The sequence below is a fragment of the Actinophytocola sp. genome, assembly GCF_009379765.1.
GTDB lineage: Bacteria > Actinomycetota > Actinomycetes > Mycobacteriales > Pseudonocardiaceae > Actinophytocola.
Window position 1 is genome coordinate 1 of the sequence record NZ_WHTD01000137.1, and the last position, 22,039, is coordinate 22,039.

General features: G+C 70.1%; 20 protein-coding genes and 1 pseudogene. 12 read left to right on the plus strand and 9 right to left on the minus strand.

All coding sequences use genetic code 11. The annotated features are described in order from the left end of the window. Together GEV28_RS31640 and sucC are read right to left on the minus strand one after the other, a co-directional pair. Positions 1–360 (minus strand): annotated as a pseudogene (locus GEV28_RS31640) (succinate--CoA ligase subunit alpha); the annotation flags it as partial. A gap of 3 nt (positions 361–363) precedes the next feature. Beyond that, positions 364–1,524 carry an ADP-forming succinate--CoA ligase subunit beta gene (sucC, locus tag GEV28_RS31645; RefSeq protein ID WP_291416163.1) on the minus strand — a complete coding sequence of 387 codons (1,161 nt, stop codon included), beginning with the start codon at positions 1,522–1,524 and terminating at the stop codon, positions 364–366. A gap of 105 nt (positions 1,525–1,629) precedes the next feature. On the opposite strand from sucC, the gene GEV28_RS31650 reads away from it, so the two are divergent. Continuing rightward, complete coding sequence (locus GEV28_RS31650; protein WP_291416166.1) at positions 1,630–3,042, plus strand: MFS transporter; 1,413 nt, start codon at positions 1,630–1,632, stop codon at positions 3,040–3,042. 199 nt (positions 3,043–3,241) lie between these two features. Here the strand turns inward: GEV28_RS31650 and GEV28_RS31655 are convergent, their stop codons facing one another. Then, positions 3,242–3,586 carry a helix-turn-helix domain-containing protein gene (locus GEV28_RS31655; RefSeq protein WP_291416168.1) on the minus strand — a complete coding sequence of 115 codons (345 nt, stop codon included), beginning with the start codon at positions 3,584–3,586 and terminating at the stop codon, positions 3,242–3,244. Between GEV28_RS31655 and GEV28_RS31660 the strand changes: the two genes are divergently transcribed. Beyond that, positions 3,587–3,835 (plus strand): hypothetical protein, encoded by a 249-nt coding sequence (locus tag GEV28_RS31660; RefSeq protein ID WP_291416170.1) that lies wholly within the window; start codon positions 3,587–3,589, stop codon positions 3,833–3,835. It begins immediately after the preceding gene. A 20-nt stretch (positions 3,836–3,855) separates the two neighbouring features. On the opposite strand, the gene GEV28_RS31665 is transcribed toward GEV28_RS31660, so the two are convergent. Next, entirely contained in the window at positions 3,856–4,812 is a 957-nt protein-coding gene (locus GEV28_RS31665) for an ABC transporter substrate-binding protein (RefSeq protein ID WP_291416172.1), read from the minus strand. Between the two features lie 171 nt (positions 4,813–4,983). Between GEV28_RS31665 and GEV28_RS31670 the strand changes: the two genes are divergently transcribed. From GEV28_RS31670 to GEV28_RS31715, 10 genes are all read left to right on the plus strand, one after another. Then, positions 4,984–5,973, plus strand: coding sequence for an ABC transporter permease (locus GEV28_RS31670; protein ID WP_291416174.1), 990 nt, complete (start codon positions 4,984–4,986; stop codon positions 5,971–5,973). Between the two features lie 17 nt (positions 5,974–5,990). Beyond that, positions 5,991–7,010, plus strand: coding sequence for a sugar ABC transporter substrate-binding protein (locus tag GEV28_RS31675; protein WP_291416176.1), 1,020 nt, complete (start codon positions 5,991–5,993; stop codon positions 7,008–7,010). 3 nt (positions 7,011–7,013) lie between these two features. Continuing rightward, positions 7,014–8,528, plus strand: coding sequence for a sugar ABC transporter ATP-binding protein (locus GEV28_RS31680; RefSeq protein ID WP_291416178.1), 1,515 nt, complete (start codon positions 7,014–7,016; stop codon positions 8,526–8,528). After that, the gene (locus tag GEV28_RS31685; protein ID WP_291416180.1) at positions 8,525–9,256 is read left to right on the plus strand and encodes an SDR family NAD(P)-dependent oxidoreductase; all 732 of its coding nucleotides are present in this window, start codon (positions 8,525–8,527) and stop codon (positions 9,254–9,256) included. The genes GEV28_RS31680 and GEV28_RS31685 overlap by 4 nt, the downstream gene beginning before the upstream one ends. Positions 9,257–9,273: 17 nt before the next feature. Further along, complete coding sequence (locus tag GEV28_RS31690; RefSeq protein ID WP_291416182.1) at positions 9,274–11,100, plus strand: GMC family oxidoreductase; 1,827 nt, start codon at positions 9,274–9,276, stop codon at positions 11,098–11,100. Beyond that, complete coding sequence (locus GEV28_RS31695; protein ID WP_291416184.1) at positions 11,097–12,698, plus strand: thiamine pyrophosphate-binding protein; 1,602 nt, start codon at positions 11,097–11,099, stop codon at positions 12,696–12,698. The genes GEV28_RS31690 and GEV28_RS31695 overlap by 4 nt, the downstream gene beginning before the upstream one ends. Before the next feature lie 50 nt (positions 12,699–12,748). Continuing rightward, positions 12,749–13,516 carry an IclR family transcriptional regulator gene (locus GEV28_RS31700; protein WP_291416186.1) on the plus strand — a complete coding sequence of 256 codons (768 nt, stop codon included), beginning with the start codon at positions 12,749–12,751 and terminating at the stop codon, positions 13,514–13,516. Positions 13,517–13,764: 248 nt separating this feature from the next. Further along, positions 13,765–14,514, plus strand: a complete 750-nt coding sequence (locus tag GEV28_RS31705; protein ID WP_291416188.1) for a GntR family transcriptional regulator — start codon at positions 13,765–13,767, stop codon at positions 14,512–14,514. 114 nt (positions 14,515–14,628) lie between these two features. Further along, a complete protein-coding gene (locus tag GEV28_RS31710; protein ID WP_291416190.1) occupies positions 14,629–14,820 on the plus strand; it encodes a hypothetical protein in 192 nt (63 codons plus the stop codon). 241 nt (positions 14,821–15,061) lie between these two features. Then, entirely contained in the window at positions 15,062–15,244 is a 183-nt protein-coding gene (locus GEV28_RS31715; protein WP_291416192.1) for a hypothetical protein, read from the plus strand. 59 nt (positions 15,245–15,303) lie between these two features. On the opposite strand, the gene GEV28_RS31720 is transcribed toward GEV28_RS31715, so the two are convergent. From GEV28_RS31720 to frc, 5 genes are all read right to left on the minus strand, one after another. Continuing rightward, positions 15,304–16,305: a TerC family protein gene (locus GEV28_RS31720; protein WP_291416195.1), complete on the minus strand. Its 1,002-nt coding sequence runs from the start codon at positions 16,303–16,305 to the stop codon at positions 15,304–15,306. Positions 16,306–16,409: 104 nt separating this feature from the next. Continuing rightward, a complete protein-coding gene (locus tag GEV28_RS31725) occupies positions 16,410–16,919 on the minus strand; it encodes a hypothetical protein (RefSeq protein ID WP_291416197.1) in 510 nt (169 codons plus the stop codon). A gap of 12 nt (positions 16,920–16,931) precedes the next feature. After that, positions 16,932–18,338, minus strand: coding sequence for an Nramp family divalent metal transporter (locus tag GEV28_RS31730; RefSeq protein ID WP_291416199.1), 1,407 nt, complete (start codon positions 18,336–18,338; stop codon positions 16,932–16,934). Positions 18,339–18,548: 210 nt separating this feature from the next. Further along, positions 18,549–20,765 (minus strand): acetate--CoA ligase family protein, encoded by a 2,217-nt coding sequence (locus tag GEV28_RS31735; protein ID WP_291416201.1) that lies wholly within the window; start codon positions 20,763–20,765, stop codon positions 18,549–18,551. 4 nt (positions 20,766–20,769) lie between these two features. Then, the gene (frc, locus tag GEV28_RS31740; protein ID WP_291416203.1) at positions 20,770–21,999 is read right to left on the minus strand and encodes a formyl-CoA transferase; all 1,230 of its coding nucleotides are present in this window, start codon (positions 21,997–21,999) and stop codon (positions 20,770–20,772) included. Between the last annotated feature and the right edge of the window lie 40 nt (positions 22,000–22,039).

The window sequence follows — 22,039 nt, forward strand, 5'->3', positions numbered from 1 at the left end:
GCCGGTGGCGCAGGCGTGCGCCCAGAAGCCCGCGGTGTCGTGCACCGGGATGCCCTCGGTGATCACCACGCACAGCCCGATCCCCGCGTCGATCGCCTCGACCACGGCCGCCTTGGCGAACTTCGGCGGCACGAACACGACCGTGACGTCGGCCCCGGTCGCATCCGTCGCCTCGCCGACCGAGTCGAACACCGGCAGCTCGTGGCCGCCGATCTCGACCTGCCGGCCGCCCTTGCCTGGCGTGACGCCGCCGACGACGTTGCTCCCGGCGGCGAGCATCCGCGCGGTGTGCTTGCGTCCTTCCGCCCCGGTCATGCCTTGCACGATGATCCTCGAGTCCTCGGTGAGGAAGATGGCCACAGTTCACTCCTGGGTGACGGCGAGCTCGACCGCGCGGCGGGCGGCCGCGTCCATGGTGTCCACCTGGGACAGTCCGGGCAGGGCGGCGTCGGTGAGGGTCTGCCGGCCGAGGGCGGCGTTGTTGCCGTCGAGCCGGACCACGATCGGCTTGTCGACCGTGCCGAGCAGCTGGAAGGCCTGGACGATGCCGTTGGCCACCGCGTCGCAGGCGGTGATGCCACCGAAGACGTTGACGAACACGCTGCGCACGTCCGGGTCGGACAGGATGATGCCGAGCCCGTTGGCCATGACCTCGGCCGACGCGCCGCCGCCGATGTCGAGGAAGTTGGCGGGCTTGGTCCCGCTGTCCTCCCCGGCGTAGGCCACGACGTCCAGTGTGGACATCACGAGGCCCGCGCCGTTGCCGATGATGCCGACCTCGCCGTCGAGCTTGACGTAGTTGAGGTCCTTGGCCTTGGCCGCGGCCTCGAGCGGGTCCTCGGCCGCGGTGTCGACGAGCTCGGCGTGGTCCGGGTGGCGGAACCCCGCGTTGTCGTCGAGGGTCACCTTGCCGTCCAGCGCGAGGATGTCGTCCTGCGGGTCACGGACGAGCGGGTTCACCTCGACCAGCGTCACGTCCTCGGCGACGAAGGTCTGCCAGAGCTTGACGATCACCTCCGCGGCCGCGTCTCGCACCGGCTCGGGAAAGATCGCGGCGATCTCCTTGGCCTTGGCCAGATCCACGCCCGCGATGGGGTCGACCGGGATCTTGGCCAGCGCCTCGGGCCGCTCGACGGCCAGCTGCTCGATCTCCATGCCGCCCTCGGCCGACGCCATGGCGAGGAACGTGCGGTTGGTGCGGTCGAGCAGGAAGGAGAAGTAGTACTCCTCGGCGATCTGCGACGCCGGGGTGACGAGGACGCGGCGCACGGTGTGCCCCTTGATGTCCAGGCCCAGGATCGCCTCGGCCTTCTCCCGCGCGTCCTCCCTGCCGTCCGCCAGCTTCACCCCGCCGGCCTTGCCGCGGCCACCCACCTTCACCTGCGCCTTGATCACCACCGGCACGCCGAACTCGGCCGCCGCGTCCGCCGCGGCCTCGACGTCGGTGACTACTCGCTGACCTGGTCCGACCGGCACTCCGTGCTTCGCGAACAGGTCTTTTGCCTGGTACTCGTACAGGTCCACGCGCCCGACCCTCCAATTCTGGGGCTGTGACCGGGGCCATATGTTGTTGTAGACTGTATGCAGTATGGAACCACTTGTCCAGGGAACAGGGACCGGAGGCCAGTGATGAGGACCTCAGCCGCACCCCCACCGGACGCTTCACCAGCGGGCTCTCCTGCTGGTTCGCCCGCTGGATCGCCCGAGACCTCGGCCGGCGAGACGCTCGAGTTTCTCGGCCGGCGCTACTTCGTCGGTCCGACCGCGGAGGAGCTGCTCGGCCGCGACAGGGGCTGGATGCTGTGGCTGCCGTGGGCGGCCATGGCGGCGATCGGCATCCTCCAGTACGGGTTCGGCTCGCTGGTACCGGCGCTCGTCGGGCGTGGCTGGGCGCCGGTGGACGTCTTCTGGCTCCTCGCCCTGTGGACCGTCTTCCAGGCCGGCGCCGGGTTCCCCGTCGCGTTCCTGCGGGAGCGCGGCCGGATCGGACCACGCAGCGCGATGATCGCCGGGGCCGTGCTGCTCCCCCTCGGCCCGCTCTCGCTGGCGCACGGTTCGGAGCTCGTCGCCCTCATCGGATACTCCGTGCTGAGCGGCACGGGCGCCGGCCTGGTCTACGCCACCTGCTCGGCCACGGTGGCGAAGTGGTACCCCGAGCGCACCGCGGCCAAGGTCAGCGTGGCGACCGGCGCGTTCGCCTACGGCTCGGTGCCGTTCGCGATCGCCTTCCTGTTCACCGTGGACGGTGGGCCGCTGGTGGGGATGCTCGATGTCACCGCGGCGATCGTCTTCGTCGTGGTCCTCGGCGCCGGGGTCGTGCTGCGGGACCCGCCCGCACACTGGTGGCCGGCGGACGTCGACCCGCGTTCGTGGGCCCTGTCCCGGCACAGCCCGGTCAACGCGGTGCGGCAGTACTCCCCGCGCGAGGCGTTGCGGACCGGGGTGGCGCCGCTGATGTACCTGATCCTGTTCTGCGCCAGTGCGGTGTCGCTTTTCGACATCACGTTCCTGGCCACCCTCGGCACCCGGATGGACGTCACGCTGGTCGTCGTCGCCATCGGCACCGGCCTGCTGCTCGGGACGAACGGGGCCGGCCGCGCGCTGGCGATCCGGGTGTCCGAGCGCGTCGGCCGGACCCGGACGCTCGGCTGGGTGCTGGCGGTACTCGGCGTCGGCCAGCTGTGCCTGGCGAGCGCGGCGACCAACGGGTCGGTGACGATCCTGTTGCTGGCGGCGTTGCTGGCCGGCATCGGCGGCGGGGCGTTCTATCCCTTGTTCGCGAGCCTGGTGCGCGAGTTCTTCGGCGACCAGAGCGCGGGAGCGCGGCAGACCCACGCCGCCGTGTACAGCGCCAAGGCGTTCGGCGGGGTGCTGGGGGTCGGGCTCGCCGCGGTCGTTCTTCCGACCTGGGGGTATCCGGCGGTGTTCATGTTGGCCTGTGTCCTGGCCGTGGCTTCTGGCGCGTTGTGTTTGAAGCTGCGTCAGCCCGGTCGCTTCCTGCCGGGGTTGCCGCCGCCGCGCGTCGCTTCTGACTCGTCCTGACGCCTCCGGCTCCCGGTATCCAGTTTACCGTCTGGCACCGACCCTTCCTTGGTCGTCCACGGTCCTCTGTGGACCCCGCCGGTCTTGTCGGTGGTCGTCGGTAGGCTGGACTTCAGGGGCCGGAGGCCACCGTCGTCATTCCTGCCCATGAGGTCCTCGATCACGGACCAGCGGCCCGGCCGGGCGACGGCCACCCGGCTCAGGGCAGGTGCAGCACGTCGCGGAGGTCGGTCGCCGCGCGCAGGCGCGCGGAGTCCCGACCGGGAGGAGCGCGGAACAGCCGGCGGTACTCCCGGTTGAACTGCGAAGGGCTGTCGTATCCGACGAGATGTCCGACGCCGGCGACATCGTCCGGGCGGGCCACCAGCAGCGAGCGGGCCTCCTGGAGCCGGATCTGTTTCTGGAACTGGACGGGACTCATCGCGGTGACGCCGCGGAAGTGCCAATGGAACGCGGAGGTGCTCATCCCGGCCAGCCGGGCGAGGTCCTCGATCCGCATCGGTTCGGCGTAGTTGTCCCGGACCCACCGGATCGCGCGGCTCACGTGCGACAGGCTGCTGTCGGCCAGCCCGATCTGGCGGATCAGCAGTTCGAGAGCAACCTCGCCGGGCTGGAGGTGACCCTCGCCCCCGAGCATCTCCACACGCTGGACGAGGTCTCGACCCCTACCCTGAACTACCCGGCACCCATGCACGGCGAGCTACGCGCGATGCTCCAGTTCGCCGGAACCACCGTCGATGGCGCGCCGTCCTCCGTCTACCCGCCGCTGCTGCGGAGCGACATCCGTTACTGAGACATCCTTCTCGCTTCCGGCTACGGCAGCAGCTCGTCCAGGTTCGGTTCGCCGGGAAGGATTCCTTCCTCGCGGCCGAGCTCGGCGACGCTGTTCAGCGACTCGCGGTTCACCTCGGCAGGCCACGTCGGCAGGATCAGCTTCGGGATCAGCTCGGGACCGATCTTCGTGTACGTCGGCAGGATCCGGCGAACCTCGTCGGGGTGGGTGTCCGCGTAGGAGAGTGACTCGGACATCGCCTCGGTGAAGCGCTTCACCAGGTCCGGGTTCTCGCCGATCAGCTTCTGCGACGTGAAGTACATGGCGACGCACATGTCCGGGGCCATGTCCACATAGCTCGACGCGATCGCCTTGCCGCCCTGGCTCAGCACGATCTGCTGGAACGGCTCCACGACGAACACCGCGTCCGCCCGGCCGTCCGACAGTGCCGCCGGCATCTCCGGGAAACCCAGCTTCACGAACTCGATCGACGACGGGTCGACGCCCGCCTTCACGGCCGACGCCCGGACCGCCAGCTCGACCACGTTCTTGAACGTGTTGACCGCGACCTTCTTCCCGACCAGGTCGGCGACAGTCTTGACAGGACTGCCCGACGCGACCATCAGCGCGCCGAAGTCCTTGCCGTCGACGCCGGTCGAGTTGACCCCGTTGGTCACCGCCTCCACCGGCAGACCCTGCTGCTGGGCCAGCAACAGCGTGACCACGTTGCTGAAGCCGAACTGCTGGTTCCCGCTCAGCACCGACGGCACGGTCTCCGTGCCACCCTCGGCCGGCTGGAGCGTCAGGTTGATGTCGCGCTTCTCGAAGAACCCCTTCTCCTTGCCCAGGTAGATTGGCGCCACGTCGAGAATCGAGATCAGGCCGACCTTGACGTCGTCGGGCTGCCCCGGCGTCGAACCCCCGGAGTCGGAGCCGGAGCCGCAGCCCGAGGCGAGCAGAGCCGAAACACAGGCAAGAGCAGCGAAGCGTCGTCGCATCACCGAACTCCTCCGACAGCGAAAGGTGTTCGTATAGCGAACACAGGTTCTCTTTTCGAACGTACTGGTGGGCGAAGACTAGCGTCAACCACTTGCCCGCACGCTGCGACGTTTCGTTCAGTGAAATGCCCGCCTTGTCGCATGATCCGCGCCGCCCGCAGCATTCCCCCTGTGACCAGCAGCCGTGGCCGCGCCGTTGCCGGGCGGATATTCCGGGTCGACGAGTTCGGCGTGATCGCCGCCCTGGTCGCCCTGGTCCTGGTGATCGGCGCGTTCCACCCGACCTTCCTGCACCTGGACCAGCTGGTCGACGTCGTCGAGCAGGCCGCGTTCGTCGGCATCCTCGCCTGCGGCATGACCTACCTGCTGGCCATGCGCGAGCTCGACCTGTCGGTGGGCTCGGTGTACGCGCTGTCCATCATCGGCTCGGCGACGCTTATCCAGTCCGGTGTGGACCCTTGGCTCGGCGCCGTCGCGGGGGTCGCGCTCGGCTGCCTGCTCGGCGCGGTGAACGGGATCGTCTGTGAGGCCATCAAGATCCCCTCGATCATCACCACGCTGGGCACCCTGTCGCTGTACCGCGGGCTGGCGCTCGCGATCAGCGACGGCAAGAACGTCGCCGACCTCCCGCGCACGCATTCCTTCTTCACCGTCATCGGCGGCGACGTGTTCGGCGTGCCGGCGCCGGTGTTGGCGCTGCTCGGGACCGCGCTCCTGCTCACGATCGTGTTACGCGGCACCAGGTTCGGGACCACGGTGCGCTCGATCGGTTCCAACCCGGAGGCCGCCCGGTTCTCCGGCATCTCGCTGCCGCGCACCCGCATCAAGGTGCTCGCCCTCTCCGGTGCGCTCGCCGGTCTCTCCGGCATGCTCACGCTCGCGTTCTTCGCCTCCGGCGACCCGACCATCGGCTCGGGCTACGAGCTGCAGGCCATCGCCGCCGCGATCATCGGCGGCACCCCGCTGCGCGGCGGCTCCGGCACCGTGTGGGGCTCGGTGCTCGGCGCGGTCATCCTCGGCACCGTCGCGAGTGGACTCGTCTACTTCGGCGTGCCGATCAACTGGAACCTGTTCGCCACCGGCGTGGTGATCCTGCTGGCGGTGGCGCTGGACAGCCTGCTGCGGCGCCGGCGCGCCGCCACCACCGACTTCCTCCGCTAAAGGACAAGGAGACAACCGTGTCGACATCGAGGTCCGTACGGGGTCTGGCGATCGTCGCGTCCGCGTTGCTGCTCGCCGGCTGCGGTGCCACGTCCGGCGGTTCGGAAGCCACCAAGCTGGGGTTCGCCGTGGCCACCACGAGCGAGGACTTCGCCCAGCAGATGGCCGACGGCGGCGAGTACGCCGCGGCGAAGTTCGACGGGGTCGAGCTCCAGGTGAGCGGTCCGCCGGGGGTGGACGGCCCGGCGGAGGTCAAGCTCCTCCAGGACCTCGGCCGGACCGCCGTCGACGGGATCGCCGTGGAGAACCTGGCCCCGGACCTGTTCGTGCGGCCGATGGCCGACCTCGTCGACCAGGACCGGCGGCTCGTCGCCGTGGACACCGTGCCGCTCGACGGCAGCAACGTCGCCACCTACGTCGGCAACGACAACGCGGCCATCGGCCGCATGCTCGCCGAGGAGGCCATCCGGCTGCTCGGCCAGGACGCGAGCGGCACGGTCGTCGTCGGCACCACGGTGCCCGGCGTCCCCGTGCTCGACCAGCGGGCCAACGGGATCAAGGAGGCGTTCGCGGAGAAGCTGCCGAACGTGAAGGTGCTCGGCCCGTTCGAGACCAAGATCGAACCGACGCTGAACTTCGGCATCTGGAACGGCCTGGTCAAGGCGAACCCGCGGGCACTGGCCTTCCTCGGCACCGGCGACCAGGACAGCTACAACCTCGCCAAGATCAAGCAGGAGAACAACGGGACCTACCTGACCGCGGTCGAGGACGGCACCAACTTCGCGACGCTGTCCCCCGAGCACTTCATGAAGGGCGCGGTCGCGATCCGCATGCTCGCCGAGGCGGCCACCGAGGACAAGCCGATGCCCGAGGGCTGGGTCGACTCCGGCGCGCTGCTGGTCACCAAGGACAACGTGGCCGAGATCATCGCGCGCCAGGAGTCGGACTCGGCCAAGGACGAGTGGTTCGGGCCGAAGCTCGACGAGTTCTTCGCCGACCTCGACTCGCACACCCGCCCGCTCGGCGAGGCCGGCTGACACATGTACCGGACTGGGTATCAGGCGCAGGGCATCCGCAAGCGGTTCGGCGGCGTCACCGCGCTCGACGGGGTGGACTTCACGCTCGAACCCGGCAGCGTGCACGCGCTGCTCGGCGAGAACGGCGCCGGGAAGTCCACCCTGGTCAAGATCCTTGCCGGCGCCCTTGCCCCGGACGCCGGCAAGCTCACCCTCGCGGGTGGACCGGTCGAGTTCGCCAGCACCCGGCAGGCCGCGGCGCGCGGCGTCGCCGTGGTCTCCCAGGAGCTCAACGTGTTCCCGGACCTCGACGTGCTGGCGAACCTGTTCCTGGCCCGGGAACCGCGGCGCGGGCCGCTGGTGAACCGGACGGCGATGGCCCGGCGCGCCACGCCGGTGCTGGCCGAGCTCGAGCTGAGGCGTCCACCGCGGACTCTCGTCGCGGACCTCACGCTGGCCGAGCGCCAGCTCGTGGAGATCGCCAGGGCGCTGCTCGACGAGCCGTCCGTGCTGATCCTCGACGAACCGACCTCGGCGCTGCCCGTCGACCGCGCCGAGCACCTGCTCGGCATCGTCGACCGGCTGCGCGCCCGGGGCGTCGCGGTGCTCTACGTCTCGCACCTGCTCGCCGAGGTGATGCTGATCGCGGACCGGGTGACCGTGCTGCGCGACGGCCGCACGGTCGTGGCCGCGAGACCCCGGACCGAACTGTCCATCAAGGACATCGTGACCGCGATGGTCGGTCCCCGCGAGGCGCCGCCGCCGCGACCGGCCAGGGCCACGAAGACCGGTGCCGCCGCTCTGGTGCTCGCCGACCTGACCGTCCCCGGCCTCCTCGACGGCGTGACGCTCCAGGCCCGGCGCGGTGAGATCGTCGGCTGCGCAGGCAAGGCGGGCTCCGGCCACTCCCAGGTGCTCGAGGTCGTCAGCGGCCTGCGCCGGCTCGCCCGCGGCCGGGTCCGGCTGCCGTCCGGCCGGCCGGGCCCACGCACGCTGCGCACCGCCGTGCGCTCGGGCATCGCGCTGGTACCCGGCGACCGCGCGCGGATCGGTCTGATGCTCGACAAACCGTTGTGGGACAACGTCAGCCAGGTCAGCTCCGGCTCGCTCGGCCGGTACGGCCCGTTCCCGCGCCGCCGCAGGCTGACCGACGCCGCGCGGGAGCTGGTGGCGCGGCTGCGGATCCGCACCGACTCGGTCGACACGACCACGGGGCGGCTGTCCGGCGGCAACCAGCAGAAGGTCGTGTTCGCCAAGTGGCTCGCCGCCGACCCCGACGTGGTGCTGCTCGACGACCCCACCCGCGGGGTGGACGTCGCCGCGAAGGCCGACATGCACGAGATCATCCGCGAGCTGGCCGCCGCGGACCGGATCGTGCTGATCAGCTCGACCGACCCGGACGAGCTGGTCGAGCTGTGCGACCGGGTGGCCGTGTTCCACCGCGGCCGGCTGTGCGCGGAGCTGTCCGGCGCCGAGCTGACCCAGCCGCGCCTGCTGCACGCGATGGCCACGGGAGAGGCAATGGGAGAACCGACATGACGGTCGCTGTCGTCACCGGTGCGGCGGCGGGTCTGGGCCGCACGTTCGCGGTCGCCTTGGCCCGCAACGGATATCGCGTCGCCGGGCTGGACCTCGCCGACCTCGGCGAGACCGTGAAGCAGGTCGGCGCGGTGGGCGGCGACCTGCTCCCGGTGCGCGCCGACGTGACCGACGCGGAGTCCGTCGACGCCGCCGTCGACACCGTCGCACGCGAGTTCGGCGACCTGCACATCGTGGTGAACAACGCCGGCATCTACCCGCCGATCCCGTTCGATGAGACCACTGTGGACGACTGGCGGCGGGTCATGCGGGTGAACCTGGAGGGCCCGTTCCTGGTCACCCGCGCGGCCCTGCCGCACCTGCGCCGGGCCGGTTGGGGCCGGATCGTCAACATCGCCTCCGCGGTCGTCTTCCTCGGCCCGCCGGAGCTGGTCGCCTACACGACGTCCAAGGCCGGGCTCATCGGGTTCACCCGCGCGCTCGCCACCGAGCTCGGCCAGGAGAACATCACGGTCAACGCGATCGCGCCCGGCCTCACCCGCACCGACACCGCCGCCCGCACCACGGGCGCCGACGGCGGCTTCGAACGGGTCCTGGCGCTGCAGTCGGTGCCGAGGATCGAGCAACCCGAGGACCTCGTCTCGACCCTGCTCTACGTCTGCGCCAAGGGAAGCGGCTTCCTCACCGGGCAGACGATCAACGTCGACGGCGGCTCGGCCAAGCATTGAGCACTCGGGGGAACGGGATGCACGTTCTGGGCGACCAGGAGCTCGCGGTACTCGCCAGGTTCTGCGAGCTCGCCGTGCCGGGCTCGGCCGCGATCGGCCCGGTCTCCTACGTCGAGCGGGTGCTCGCCGGTATGCCGCCCGCCGAGGAGGACGCGGTGCACGCGGCCATCGGGCTCGTGGCCACCTGCCTGGACTCCGCCGACTCGCTCGCACGGATCGCGCACACCGAGGCGTTCGGGTTGCTGCGGGGCCTGGCCGTCGAGGCGTTCTACGGCGACTACGCCGCGCCCGGGCACACCGGGCCGACCGGGCACGACGTCATCGACTTCGCTCCCCCGCAGGCGCGCAGGCTGCGCAAGGACTGGTCCTTTTTGGACCCGGCGGCCGGGTCACCCACTGCGTCCGGCCGGGAGACCGCGGAGGTCGTCGTGGTCGGCTCGGGCGCCGGCGGCGGGCTGATCGCCGCCGACCTCGGCCGGCGCGGGCACGACGTGCTGCTCCTCGAGGCGGGCGGGCTGCACCCGGCCGAGGACCGCACCCGCTTCGAGCTCGCGGCGCGCCACCAGCTGTGGTGGCCCACCAGGTCGACGGTCCCGCGCACGGACGACGACGAGCCGGTGGCGTTGCTCGCGGGCCGATGTGTCGGCGGGACGACGGTGATCAACACGAAGGTGGCGATGCGGGCCGCGGACTTCGACGTCGCGCGCTTCCACGCCGAGACGGGCCTCCTCGGGCGCGACGGCGCGGTCACGCCGGCCGACCTGGCGCCGTGGTACGAGAAGGTCGAGCGCCGGCTGGGGGTGCGGGAGCGGGCGGACTGGACGCCGAGCGTGCACACCGTCCGCGCCGGGTTCGCCGCGCTGGGCGCGTGCCTGGAGCCGGTGCGCTCCTACACGGACTTCACGTGCAGCCGGTGCGGCTCGTGCACCACCGGGTGCCCCACGAACGCCGGCCGCGACACGCTCAACACCTACCTCGCGCCCGCCCTCGGCCGCGGCGAGATCCGGCTGCTGGCGGACCGGACGGTGACCAGGGTGCTCATGGACACCTCGGCGACGCCGCGGGTCACCGGGGTGCGCTACCGCAACCCCGACGGCTCGACCGGCGAGGTCTCCGCGCCGGTCGTGGTGCTGGCCGCGGGCAGCCTCAACACGCCGCAGATCCTCCTGCGCAGCCCGGACTACGTCGCGTTGGACACGCCCAGCACCCGGCTGGTCGGCGCGACGCTCGGCCTGCACCCGGCGCGGCTGGTGTACGGGTTGTTCGACTCGCCGCAGGACTGCCACCTCGCGTACCCGATCACCGCGCACTGCCTGACCCACCAGCGGGACTTCGTGGTCGAGGGCACGACGATCCAGGAGCCGGTGAGCTTCGCGACCGGGATGGTCGACGCGCTCGGCCGGCCGCTGTGGGGTGTGGAGCTGGCGACGGTGCTGCGGGACTACCGGTACTGGACGGGGCTGCTGGTGATGGCCAACGACGAGAACACCGGCACGGTCGAGCTCGACCCGGCCGGCCGCGCGGTGATCACGAAGGGGTTCTCGGTGGCGGAACGGCGACGGCTGGACGACGCGCTGGCCTTCACGGCCGACGTGCTGCGGGCGGCGGGGGCGACGCGGGTGGTGTGGAGCGGGCTGTCGACCTCGCACATGCAGGGCACCGCCCGGATGGGCGACGACCCGGCCCGGTCGGTGGTGGACCTGGCCGGTCGCGCCCACGGGGTCGACGGGCTCTACGTTGGCGACGGGTCGGTGCTGCCGGCGTCCCTTTCGGTCAACCCGTCCCTGACGATCATGGCGATGGCCGCGATGATCGCCGACGGTCTGGCCGGTGCGCTGGCATGACCCCGATGCAGGCATTGCTCGCGATCCTGCGGGACGAGGGCGTCGACCGGATCTTCGGCAACCCCGGCACCACGGAGCTGCCGTTCCTCGACGCGCTCGCCGGGGCGCCCGACCTCGAGTACGTGCTGGCCGTGCAGGAGGCGTCCGCGGTCGCGATGGCCGACGGCTACGCCAGGGCCACCCGGCGCACCGCGTTCGTCAACCTGCACGTCGCCGCGGGGCTGGCCAACGGGCTGATCGGGATGCTCAACGCCAGGCGCTCGCGGGTGCCGATGGTCGTGACGGCCGGCCAGCAGGACCGCCGGCACCTGGTCGAGGACCCGATGCTCGCCGGCGACCTGGTCGGGCTCGCCACCGCCGCCAGCAAGCTCGCCGTCGAGGTGCAGCACGCCCGGGACCTGCCGGTCGTGCTGCGGCGGGCGTTCGCGCTGGCCGCGCGGCCCCCGGCCGGGCCGGTGTTCGTGTCGATCCCGATGGACCTGCTGCGCGACGACACCGACGTCGTCGTGCCGGCGCGGTCGCCGCTCACCCCGCTCGGCCCGGCCACCGGGCTCGACGAGGCCGTGTCGATCCTGGCGGGCGCCGAGCGGCCCGCGGTCGTGGCGGGCGACGGCGTCGGCCGGGACGCCGCGGTCGCCGAGCTGGTCACGCTGGCCGAGCGGCTCAACGCGACCGTCTACCACCAGCCGATGCACGATCGAGTGAACTTTCCCTTCACCCATCCCCTGCACGCCGGCATGCTCGCGCCGCGGAACGCGGCCGTCCGCAAGGCGCTGAGCGGGCACGATGTCGTGCTCGTCGTCGGCAGCCACGCGTTCTCCCCGCACCACTACACGCCCGAGCCGCCCATCCCGGACGGGACGCGAGTCGTACAGCTCGACGACGACCCGGCCGAGCTGGGCCGCAACTTCGCCGTCGAGGTGGGCCTGACCGGCGGCATCCGGGTGACGCTGGCCGAGCTGGCCGGCCGGACCCGAGCGCGGGCGGGCCGGCCGGTCAAGGCCGAGGCCAGGACCAGGACGCGCCGCGGCGCCGCGCAGGCCGCCCCGCTCGACCCGGCCGCGGCGGCAAGCGCGATCGTCGAGGCGCTCCCGGCGGACGCGGTGGTGGTCGACGAGGCCATCACGATCGGCGTCCTGCTGCGCCCGCTGCTGCGGCTCGACCGCCCCGACTCGTTCGTGCACACCGTCGGCGGCGGCCTCGGCTGGGGCATCGGCGCGGCGATCGGCACGCGGTTGGGCCAGGGCCGCCCCGTGGTGGCGGTGCTCGGCGACGGCTGCGCGATGTTCGGCCTGCAGGGCCTGTGGAGCGCGGCCCGGTACCGGGTGCCGGTGACGTTCCTGGTGATGAGCAACGGCGAGTACCGGACGCTGAAGGAGACCTTGGCCGAGTCGGGTGGCCACGGCCCGCACCCCGGCCTCGACCTGGCCCTGCCCGGCGCCGACCGCCTGGACTGGCCCGCCGCCGCCGGCTTCTTCGGCGTGGCCGCGACCCGCGTCGCGAGTGCCGCGGAGCTGCGCGCGGTGGTCGCCGGCGCCGCGGATCTGGACGCCCCGCTGCTCGTCGACGTGCCGATCGTCAGCCGAAGAGGCAGCTGATGGGCACGCGCGTCCTTGCCGGGAACCGGGTGAACCACAAGGATCAGTCCATGGGTGAGGTGCCGGAGCCGCCGAAGTCGGTGCTGGCCCGTGGCCTCCTGCTGCTGGACGCCTTCGGCCCGGCGGACGTCGAGCTGACCCTGGCGCAGCTGTCCGCGCGCACGCGCCTGCCCAAGCCGACCGCGCACCGCCTGGTCGCCGAGCTGGTCTCGTGGGGCGGCCTGGAGCGCACGGACACCGGCTACCGCCTGGGCATGGCCCTGTTCGTGCTCGGCCAGCGGGTGCCGAGGCAGCGCGGTCTGCGCGAGGCGGCCCTCCCCTACCTCGAGGACCTCTACGAGGCGACCCACGAGAACATCCACCTGACCGTGTTCGACGCGACCGACACGCTGTTCCTGGAGAAGGTGACCGGCCGCCGCTCGATGCCGATCGTGTCGCGGGTGGGTGGCCGGCTCCCGGCCCACTGCACGGCGAGCGGCAAGGTGTTCCTGGCCCTGGGCCCGCCGGCCTACCTCCGCCGGGTGATCGACGACGGCCTGGCTCGGCTCACCCCGAGGACGATCATCATGCCGGGCCTGCTGCGCCAGGATCTGGTCCGCACGATGGACCGCGGCTACGGCATCAACCGCGAGGAGTCCGAGACGGGCGTGGTGGCGGTGGCGGCGCCGGTGCACGACCACCGCAGGCGGGTCATCGCGGCGATCTCGATCGCCGGGTCCGCCCACAGGCTGGACCTGGAGCGGCTGGCGCCCGCGGTACGCACGGCGGCGCTGTCGCTCTCGAGGGAGATGGCGCGGGAGCCCGCCCGCCCGCGCTGACCTGCCGCTCAGGCCCTGGTCGAACGGGACCGGTGCCCCCGCCGCGAGAGACCGCCGACCGCCGTCGGTGGTCGCTTTGTTCCCAGCGTGACCGGGCATTTCCCGAGTGGTCTAGTGGCGCCGGTCACGCAGTGTGAAGGTCCTCACGAGCGCCGTAAACGGACAAGATCGCGCTGTATGCTGTAGACAAGGAACAAAGGTGTCTTTCGAGAGCGGAACCCCAATCCCCCCAACTGTTGGAGTCCACCATGCAGTCGACCGAGTTGCCGAAGGAGCTGGCGGCTCGCCGGATCGATCGGCCCGTTCCCCTGCGTGAGCATGTGTACCAGGCGATGCAGGGGCTGATCATCTCGCGGCGCCTCGCTCCCGGTCAACACCTGGTCGAGAGCGAGCTCGCGCAGATGCTCGGCGTCTCCCGCCAGCCGGTGCGCGAGGCCCTGCAGTGGCTCAACAACGAGGGCTGGGTCGACCTGCGCCCCGGCTACGGCGCCTTCGTGCACGCGCCCACCCCGGAGGAGGCCGACCAGCTGCTGGCCGTGCGCGCCCTCTTGGAGAGCGAGTCTGCCCGGCTGGCCGCCACGCACACGGACGCCGAGGGCATCGCCCGGCTGCGCGACCTCAACAAGCAGGGCTTCGAAGCCTTCGCCAACGACGACGTGGACACCGCGGTCGCCGTCAACGCGGCGGTACACCGCTGTGTCACCGAGCTCTCCGGCAACAAGGTGTTGCTGGACTTCGCCACCCAGGTGGACCGCAGGGTCCGCTGGTACTACACGCCGGTCGCCCGGCAGCGCGGCAAGCAGTCCTGGCAGGAGCACGCCAAGCTGATCGACGCGATCGAGAAACGAGACGCGGACACCGCCGCCCGCATCATGCACGAACACACCGAGCGGACGAGGAAGTCCTACCTCGAACAGCGCCCCCATGACGGCGAGGACGACCAGCAGCTGATCGCGCTGCCGGCCCGACGCCGGCGCCGGGCGCCGTCCCAGGGCTGAGTCACCACCAGCCCCACCACTGGAGCGACGCTCATCGCTCTCTCGACCGACCCTGGACGCGATGTCGCGACCCAGGGGTGACAGTGCTGCCCGCACCTGAGGAGGTGAAAGCACATGCGCACCTTGCGAAAGCTCTTCAAGGCTCCCCTCGGCTTCAACGCCGACGGCCGCATCCTCGGCCTCGGCCTGGCCGCGGCGATGGCGAAGCAGCGTCAGGAGGCCACTCGCGGCGTCGAGGACTACCTGCGCCGCAGCGCCGTCGGCGACACCGACGGCGACCGGTCCGTGACGAGCACCACGGCCTAGTGTCGCGTAACCCTGAAACCTTGACGCCGCTGCGGCCAACGCGGCCCCTGGCCGCGTTGGAGAAAAGCCCAAGTACATCCAGTACGAGCGACTTTCCTCCGCCTTGCCAGGAACCACGTTGATCCACAGCGGACGCAAAGGAACAGGATCACACGACCCTAGATCGACGCCGGTACGGGTACCCGAAGAACGTGGAAACGAGCCGCGGTCCGTGCGGCTCGCCCCACAGGAGGTGACAGCAATGCGTAACTGGCGAGCGACCTTCAAGGCCCTCACCAGCTCTCCTCGCGGCTGGAGCGCCGACGGCCGGACCCTGGGTCTCGGCCTGGCGACCGCGATGGCGAAGCAGCGTCAGGACGCCCCCCGTGGCGTCGAGGACTACCTGCGCACCGCCCCGGCGGAGCGCGTGCGGGCCTCTGTGTAAGTACTCACGAGGAACGGTGGAGTGGGCCACGGTCCGTGTGGCCCACTCCACCGAGTCTTCTACTCGGTAGGCTCCACCGCGGGTCGCGCGTCGGCGTCCATGCGGTCGAGCTTCTTGTCCCGGTCGCGCTTCACCTTGACCAGGCTCGCGACCGTCGTGACGGCGAGCGTACCGACAATGATCCCGAGCGACACGAGGATCGGGATCTCCAGTGCCCACTCGACACCGTCGTGGTGGAGGGCCTCCAGCACGAGCTTCAGGCCGATGAACCCGAGTACCACGGCCAGCCCGACGGACAGGTACACCAGCCGGTCCAGCAGCCCGCCGATCAGGAAGAACAGCTGGCGCAGGCCCATCAGCGCGAACGCGTTGGCGGTGAAGACCAGGTAGGGCTCCTTGGTGAGCCCGAAGATCGCCGGGATCGAGTCGAGCGCGAACAGCAGGTCGGTGGTGCCGATCGCGACCATCACGATCAGCATCGGGGTGACCATCCGCCTGCCGTCGATCTTGGTCGTGATCCGCGCGCCCTCGTACTTGTCCGTGGCGGGGAGGAACTTCTTCGCGACGCGCAGCATCGCGTTCTCCTTGAACTCGTCCTCCTCGTCGTCCTTGTGCGCCACCAGCTTCCACGCGGTGTAGATCAGGAACGCGCCGAAGACGTAGAAGAGCCACTCGAACTTGGTGATCGCCCCGTAGCCGACCATGATGAACAGGCCGCGCATCAGCAGCGCGATCACGATGCCGATCGAGAGCACCTTCTGCCGGTACTCCTTGGGCACCGCGAAGCTGGCCATGATGATCACGAAGACGAAGAGGTTGTCCACCGACAGCGAGTACTCGGTGATCCAGCCGGCGAAGAACTCGCCGCCGTACCGGGCACCCGCGGTGGCGAAGAGCGCGAGTCCGAAGAGGACGGCCAGGGTGACGTAGCACGCGATCCAGGCCGTGCACTCCTTGAGCGAGGGGTCCCGCGGGTTCCGCGAGATGAGGTGGAAGTCGGCACAGATGATGGCTGTCAGGCCCACGACGGTGACCAGCCACAACCAGAAGGGGACGTTCATCGGCTGCCTCTCGCCCGCACGCGGGCAGAACTCGTCGATGCGCCGGGGCGACGGCGGCGCATCGACGAGCTCTGAGCGGGACTCTCGTTAGCTGGCGGACGTCGTCAACGTGCCGAGGAAGCCTTCCTGCCGGACCCGCCGCGGTAGCGCTTGGCGACCGCCTTGCGCCGTTCCTTGGCCTCGAAGATCGCCGTGGCGTGCGCCGCGTAGCGCAGGTAGATGTCCCTGGCCGCCTCGTCGCGCTCGGCGAGCCGGCCCCACCAGCGCGGGGCGACGCGCTCGTGCAGCCACAGGAACCCGATCGCGAACCCGGCGCTGATGATCCCCTGGAACGCGAGGAAGCCCAGCGTGTCCGGTGGGAGCGTCGGGGTGCCGCCGACGTACCATGTGGTCAGCAGCTCGTGCAGCAGCCGGGCGAGCGGGAACCCGATCAGCCAGTAGAGCGCGGCCGGGGCGAACCCGCCGAGCCGGACCTTCTTGTTGATCAACATCATCGTGTAGCCGCCACCCAGCAGGGCGAGCGGCACGCCGAGTGACAGCGCGGCCACCAGCGCCACGCCGGCGATGAACCCGACTGCCAGACCCGGCAGGGTCAGCAAGAACAAACGGCGCATCGCACTCACTCCCTAACTCACCACGATCCCGAACCGGACCATGGAGTAGAACAGCATGCCGAGGTAGAACACCGCGCCGAAGCCGATGATCGCGTTGGACCACCACTTCGGCCGGATGGGTTTCGGCAGCATCCTGTTGTTCACCAGCAACAACACGATGCAGTACGCGCCCATGGCGAAGGTGGACAGGAACGCCAGGATGTCCAGGATGCCCTCCGGACCGTCGGCCGGGCCGAACAGCAGGATCAGGATGCCGAACGTGATGACGCCCCATAGGAACCCCGCGTACAGGTGGGACATCTTGAACCGCTTCGCACCTGGGATGTGGAAGTAGGTCATGTCCGCCTGACCCCGGGAGAACGAGTCGAACAGGCCGAGGGTGGCATTCACCCCGATCAGCGCGATGAACCCGAAGAACAACCCGCCGAGCACCGAGCCGCCGACCGAGGCGAACGCGTCGGACATGGCCTGCAACGCCGCCGACCGTTCGCCGTTCTCGATGATCTCCTTGACGTTCGGGTTCTCCCGCGCGGCGGACTGGGCGAGCACGGTGAACGAGATCGTCACCAGCATCGTGATGCCCCAGAACAGCAGGAACGCGTCGAACGTGATCCACCTGCGCCAGCCGCGCCACTTCGCCATCTCGTCCGGGTTCGACGTGTCGAACATGAACCCGTGCGCCGGTACCTGCTCCTGCTCGTTGGCCGTGCGCAGGCCGCGGATCTTCGGGACGTGCGCACCCATGCCGGCGCCGGCCTCACGCAGGTGCAGCGTGTACCACATCTGCTGCATGCCGGACGGCCCGGCGAACGCGATCGAGCCGACCACGATCGGGAACCACTGCGCGGACATCATGTCGTGCGGGAAGTAACCGAACGCGAACATGCCGCCCAGCGTCGAGCCGAGGTCGGCCCAGTTGCCCGCGATCGAGGCGATGATCGCGGTGCCGACCACCAGAACGCCGATCAGGAACCCGAGAATGTTCTCCACGACGTCGTAGATGACACTGATCATGCTGAACAGGATCCCGACCAGGATCAGCACGACGATGGCCGAGACCACCCAGGGTATGCCGGTCAGCTGCTCGAACGCGGACATGCCGGCGGACAGGTGGCCGGGCCACATGTAGACCAGGATGGCCGTGACGAAGAAGAACCACATGATCGGCTTGAACACGCGTGCCGCGCCGGTGAAGATGCTCTCCCCGGTCGCCATCGCGTAGCGCGCCATCTCGAGCATCACCACGGCCTGCAGGGTGACGCCGATCAGGAACAGCCACCGGATCTCCGGGCCGAAGACCAGCACCAGCCGCGGCCACATGTACGACTCGCCCATGCCCACGCCGAGCGCGAGCAGGAAGACGGTCGGGCCTAGCAGGTGAATGGACGGTGGCGCGTCCGGTAGCGGGCGAATGGGCATGGGTTCGAGCCCGCCGGCCCGCCATACCCGTTCCTCCTCGCCTGTGGCAGTGACCTCGGCACTGCCTGCGGCGGGTGGGATGTGAGAATCCACCATTGGACCTCCAGTGTTCGGTTTGACTACCGCCTGCCTGCCTGTCGACCCCTGCGGTGACCGCCGCTTTCCGTCCCGGCGGCCACCCCGTTACTCACTTGCGTGGTCGGCGGCTCGTCAGCCGTCGATCAGGCCGGCGGCCCTCGCCCACCGGTACTTGGCACCGAGCACCGCGACCGGACGCTCGGTGGTGTATGGATACGCGATCACCCGGTGCTCGAAGAGGTAATCGCAGGCCTGCTCGACTTCGGTGTCGCCGGCCAGCGACGCCACCACCGGCTTGTCGATCCCCTTGGCGCGCGCCTCCGCGAGCACCTTGGCGGTCAGCTCGGCGAACACCATCGGCGGTGTGACGATCGTGTGCCAGTAGCCCAGGATCAGCGCGTGGATGCGCGGGTCCTCGAGGCCAAGGCGGATGGTCGCCTCGTACGTCGACGGCGGCTCGCCACCGGTAATGTCGATCGGGTTGCCCGCCGCTCCGAACGGCGGGATGAACGCGCGGAACGACTCGTCCAGGTCCGGTGGGATGTCCATCAGGGACAGTCCCTCCGCGACACAGGCGTCGGAGAGCAGCACCCCGGAGCCGCCGGCCCCGGTGATGATCACGACGTTCTCGCCCTTGGGGGTCGGCAGCAGCGGCAGGCCCCTCGCGTACTCCAGCATCTCGTTGAGACCCGGCGCGCGTACCACACCGGCCTGGCGGAGGATGTCGTCGTACACCTTGTCGTCGCCGGCGAGCGCACCGGTGTGCGAGCTGGCGGCCCGCGCACCCATGGCCGTGCGGCCCGCCTTGAGCACGACGACCGGCTTCTTCTTGGTCATCCGCTGGGCGGTCTCCACGAAAGCCCGGCCGTCCTTGAGGTCCTCCAGGTGCATCGCGACGCACTGGGTGTTGTCGTCCTGCTCGAAGAACGTGAGCAGGTCGTCCTCGTCCACATCGGACTTGTTGCCGAGCCCGACGATGGCCGAGACACCCATCTTGGTGGTGCGGGCGAAGCCCAGGATCGCCATGCCGATGCCGCCCGACTGCGACGTGAGCGCCACGCCGCCCTTCACGTCGTACGGCGTGCAGAACGTCGCACACAGGTTCCGCGGGGTGTAGTAGTAGCCGTAGATGTTCGGGCCGAGCATCCGGACCTTGTAGCGCGTCGCGATCGCGACGATCTCGTCCTGCAGCGCCTGGTTGCCGGTCTCGGCGAACCCGGACGGGATCATCACCACCGCGGTGACGCCCTTCTCGCCGCACTCGGTCAGCGCGGCCGGCACGAACTTCGCCGGCACCGCGAACACCGCGACGTCCACCTCGCCCGGCACGTCGCCGACCGACTTGTACGCCTTGCGGCCCATGATCTCGTCGGCCTTGGGGTTGATCGGGTGGATCTCCCCCGCGTAGCCGCCGTTGATCAGGTTCTTCATGACCGAGTTGCCGATCTTGCCTTCCTGGTCGGAGGCGCCGATGACCGCGATGGAACGCGGGTTCATCATCGTGTTCATCGCCAGGAGGATGTCCTCCTGGGTGTGCTGCACCGGCCGGGCGCGCTCCTCGGTCTCCAGCAGGATCCGCACGTCGGCCGCGGTCGCGCCGCTCACCGAGGCGAACACCGGGTTGAGGTCGAACTCGCTGATCTCCGGGAAGTCGGTGACCAGGGTGGACACCTTCTGGATCACGTCGGCCAGCGCGTCGAGGTCGGCGGGCTCGGCACCGCGGGCGCCCTGGAGGATCTCTGCGGCCTGGATGCCGGTGACCATCGACCTGGCCTCGGCGACGTCGAGCGGCGCGAGCCGGAAGGTCACGTCCTTGAGCACCTCGACGAGCACGCCGCCGAGGCCGAACGCGACGACCTTGCCGAACGTGTCGTCGGTGGTGGCGCCGATGATGACCTCGGTGCTGGTTTCCCCGCCACCGCCGACCATCTCCTGGATCTGGACGCCGGTGATCGACGCGGACTCCTTGTACGCCTTGGCGTTGGCGATGATCTTGTCGAACGCGGCCCGCGCGGCGCCGCCGCCGTCCACGCCGATGAGCACGCCGCCGGCCTCGGTCTTGTGCAGGATGTCCGGGGAGACGATCTTCGCCGCGACCGGCCTGCCGATCTCCTCGGCCAGCTTCGCCGCCTCGTCGGCCGTCGTGGCGAGACCTTCGCGCGGGGTGGGGATCCCGTACGCGTCGCAGACCCGCTTGCCCTCGGGCGCGGTGAGCGAGTCACGACCCTCGGCCCTGGCCTTGTCCAGGACCTCGCGGACGACCGAAGACCTGCTTGCAGGGTCGAGAACCGGGTCTGCAGACCTGCTTGCAGGGTCGAGAACCGAGTCTGCCTTGTCCACTTCGGTCATTGCGTCAGATCACTCCGTTCGCCTTGAGCTCGGCGAGCTCGTTGTCCGGCACGCCGAGCTCGTGGCCGTAGATTTCCTGGTTGTGCTCGCCGAGCAGCGGGGAGCGCTGGATGTCCGCGGCCGAGTCGGACAGCTTGATCGGCATGCCGACCGTGGTGAACTCGCCGCGCTCCGGGTGGTCGACCTTGACGACGATCTCGTTTTCCGCCAACGAGGTGTCCTCGATGATCTCCTTCGTGGAGAGGATCGGGCCGCAGGGGATGTTGTGCGCGTTGAGCTTCGCCAGCACGTCCCACTTGCCGTGCTCGCTCGTCCAGTCCTCGATCATCTGGAACATCTTGTCCAACTTGGAAAGCCGAGCCGCCGGCGTGCTCCACTCGGGATCGTCGGCGAGCTCGGGCCGGCCGATCAGCTTCGTGATCGGCTCCCAGCCCACCGGCTGGACGATCACGTAGATGTAGTCGTTCGGCCCGCCGGGCGCGCACTTGACCGCCCAGCCGGGCTGGCCGCCACCCGACGCGTTGCCCGAGCGCGGCACCGCGTCGCCGAACTCCCGGTTCGGGTACTCGTTGAGCGGCCCGTGGGTGAGCCGCTGCTGGTCGCGCAGCTTCACCCGGCAGAGGTTGAGCACCGCGTGCTGCATGGCGACGGTGACCCGCTGCCCGCGGCCGGTGTGCTCGCGCTGGTAGAGCGCGGCCAGGATGCCGGCCACGGCGTGCATGCCGGTGCCCGAGTCACCGATCTGCGAGCCGGTCGCGAGCGGCGGGCCGTCCTCGAAGCCGGTGGTGGTCATCGAGCCACCCATCGCCTGGGCGACCACCTCGTAGGCCTTGAAGTGGGTGTAGGGACCGTCGCCGAAGCCCTTGATCGACGCGTAGATGAGTCGCGGGTTGATCTCCTGCAGCGTCTCCCAGCTGAAGCCCATCCGGTCGACCGCGCCCGGGCCGAAGTTCTCGGCCAGGATGTCGAACTGGCCCACCATCTCGGTGAACAGCTCCTTGCCGCGCTCGGACTTCATGTTCAGCGTGATACTGCGTTTGTTGCAGTTCAGCATCGTGAAATAGAGGCTGTCCACATCGGGCAGATCGCGGAGCTGCTTGCGGGTGATGTCACCGCCGGGCGCCTCGATCTTCACCACGTCCGCACCGAGCCACGCCAGGATCTGCGTGCACGACGGTCCACTTTGGACGTGGGTCATGTCGAGGACGCGAACACCCTCGAGAGCCTTTCCCATGAAAAGTCCCCTTACTTGTACATGGTCTGGTTCATCGTCC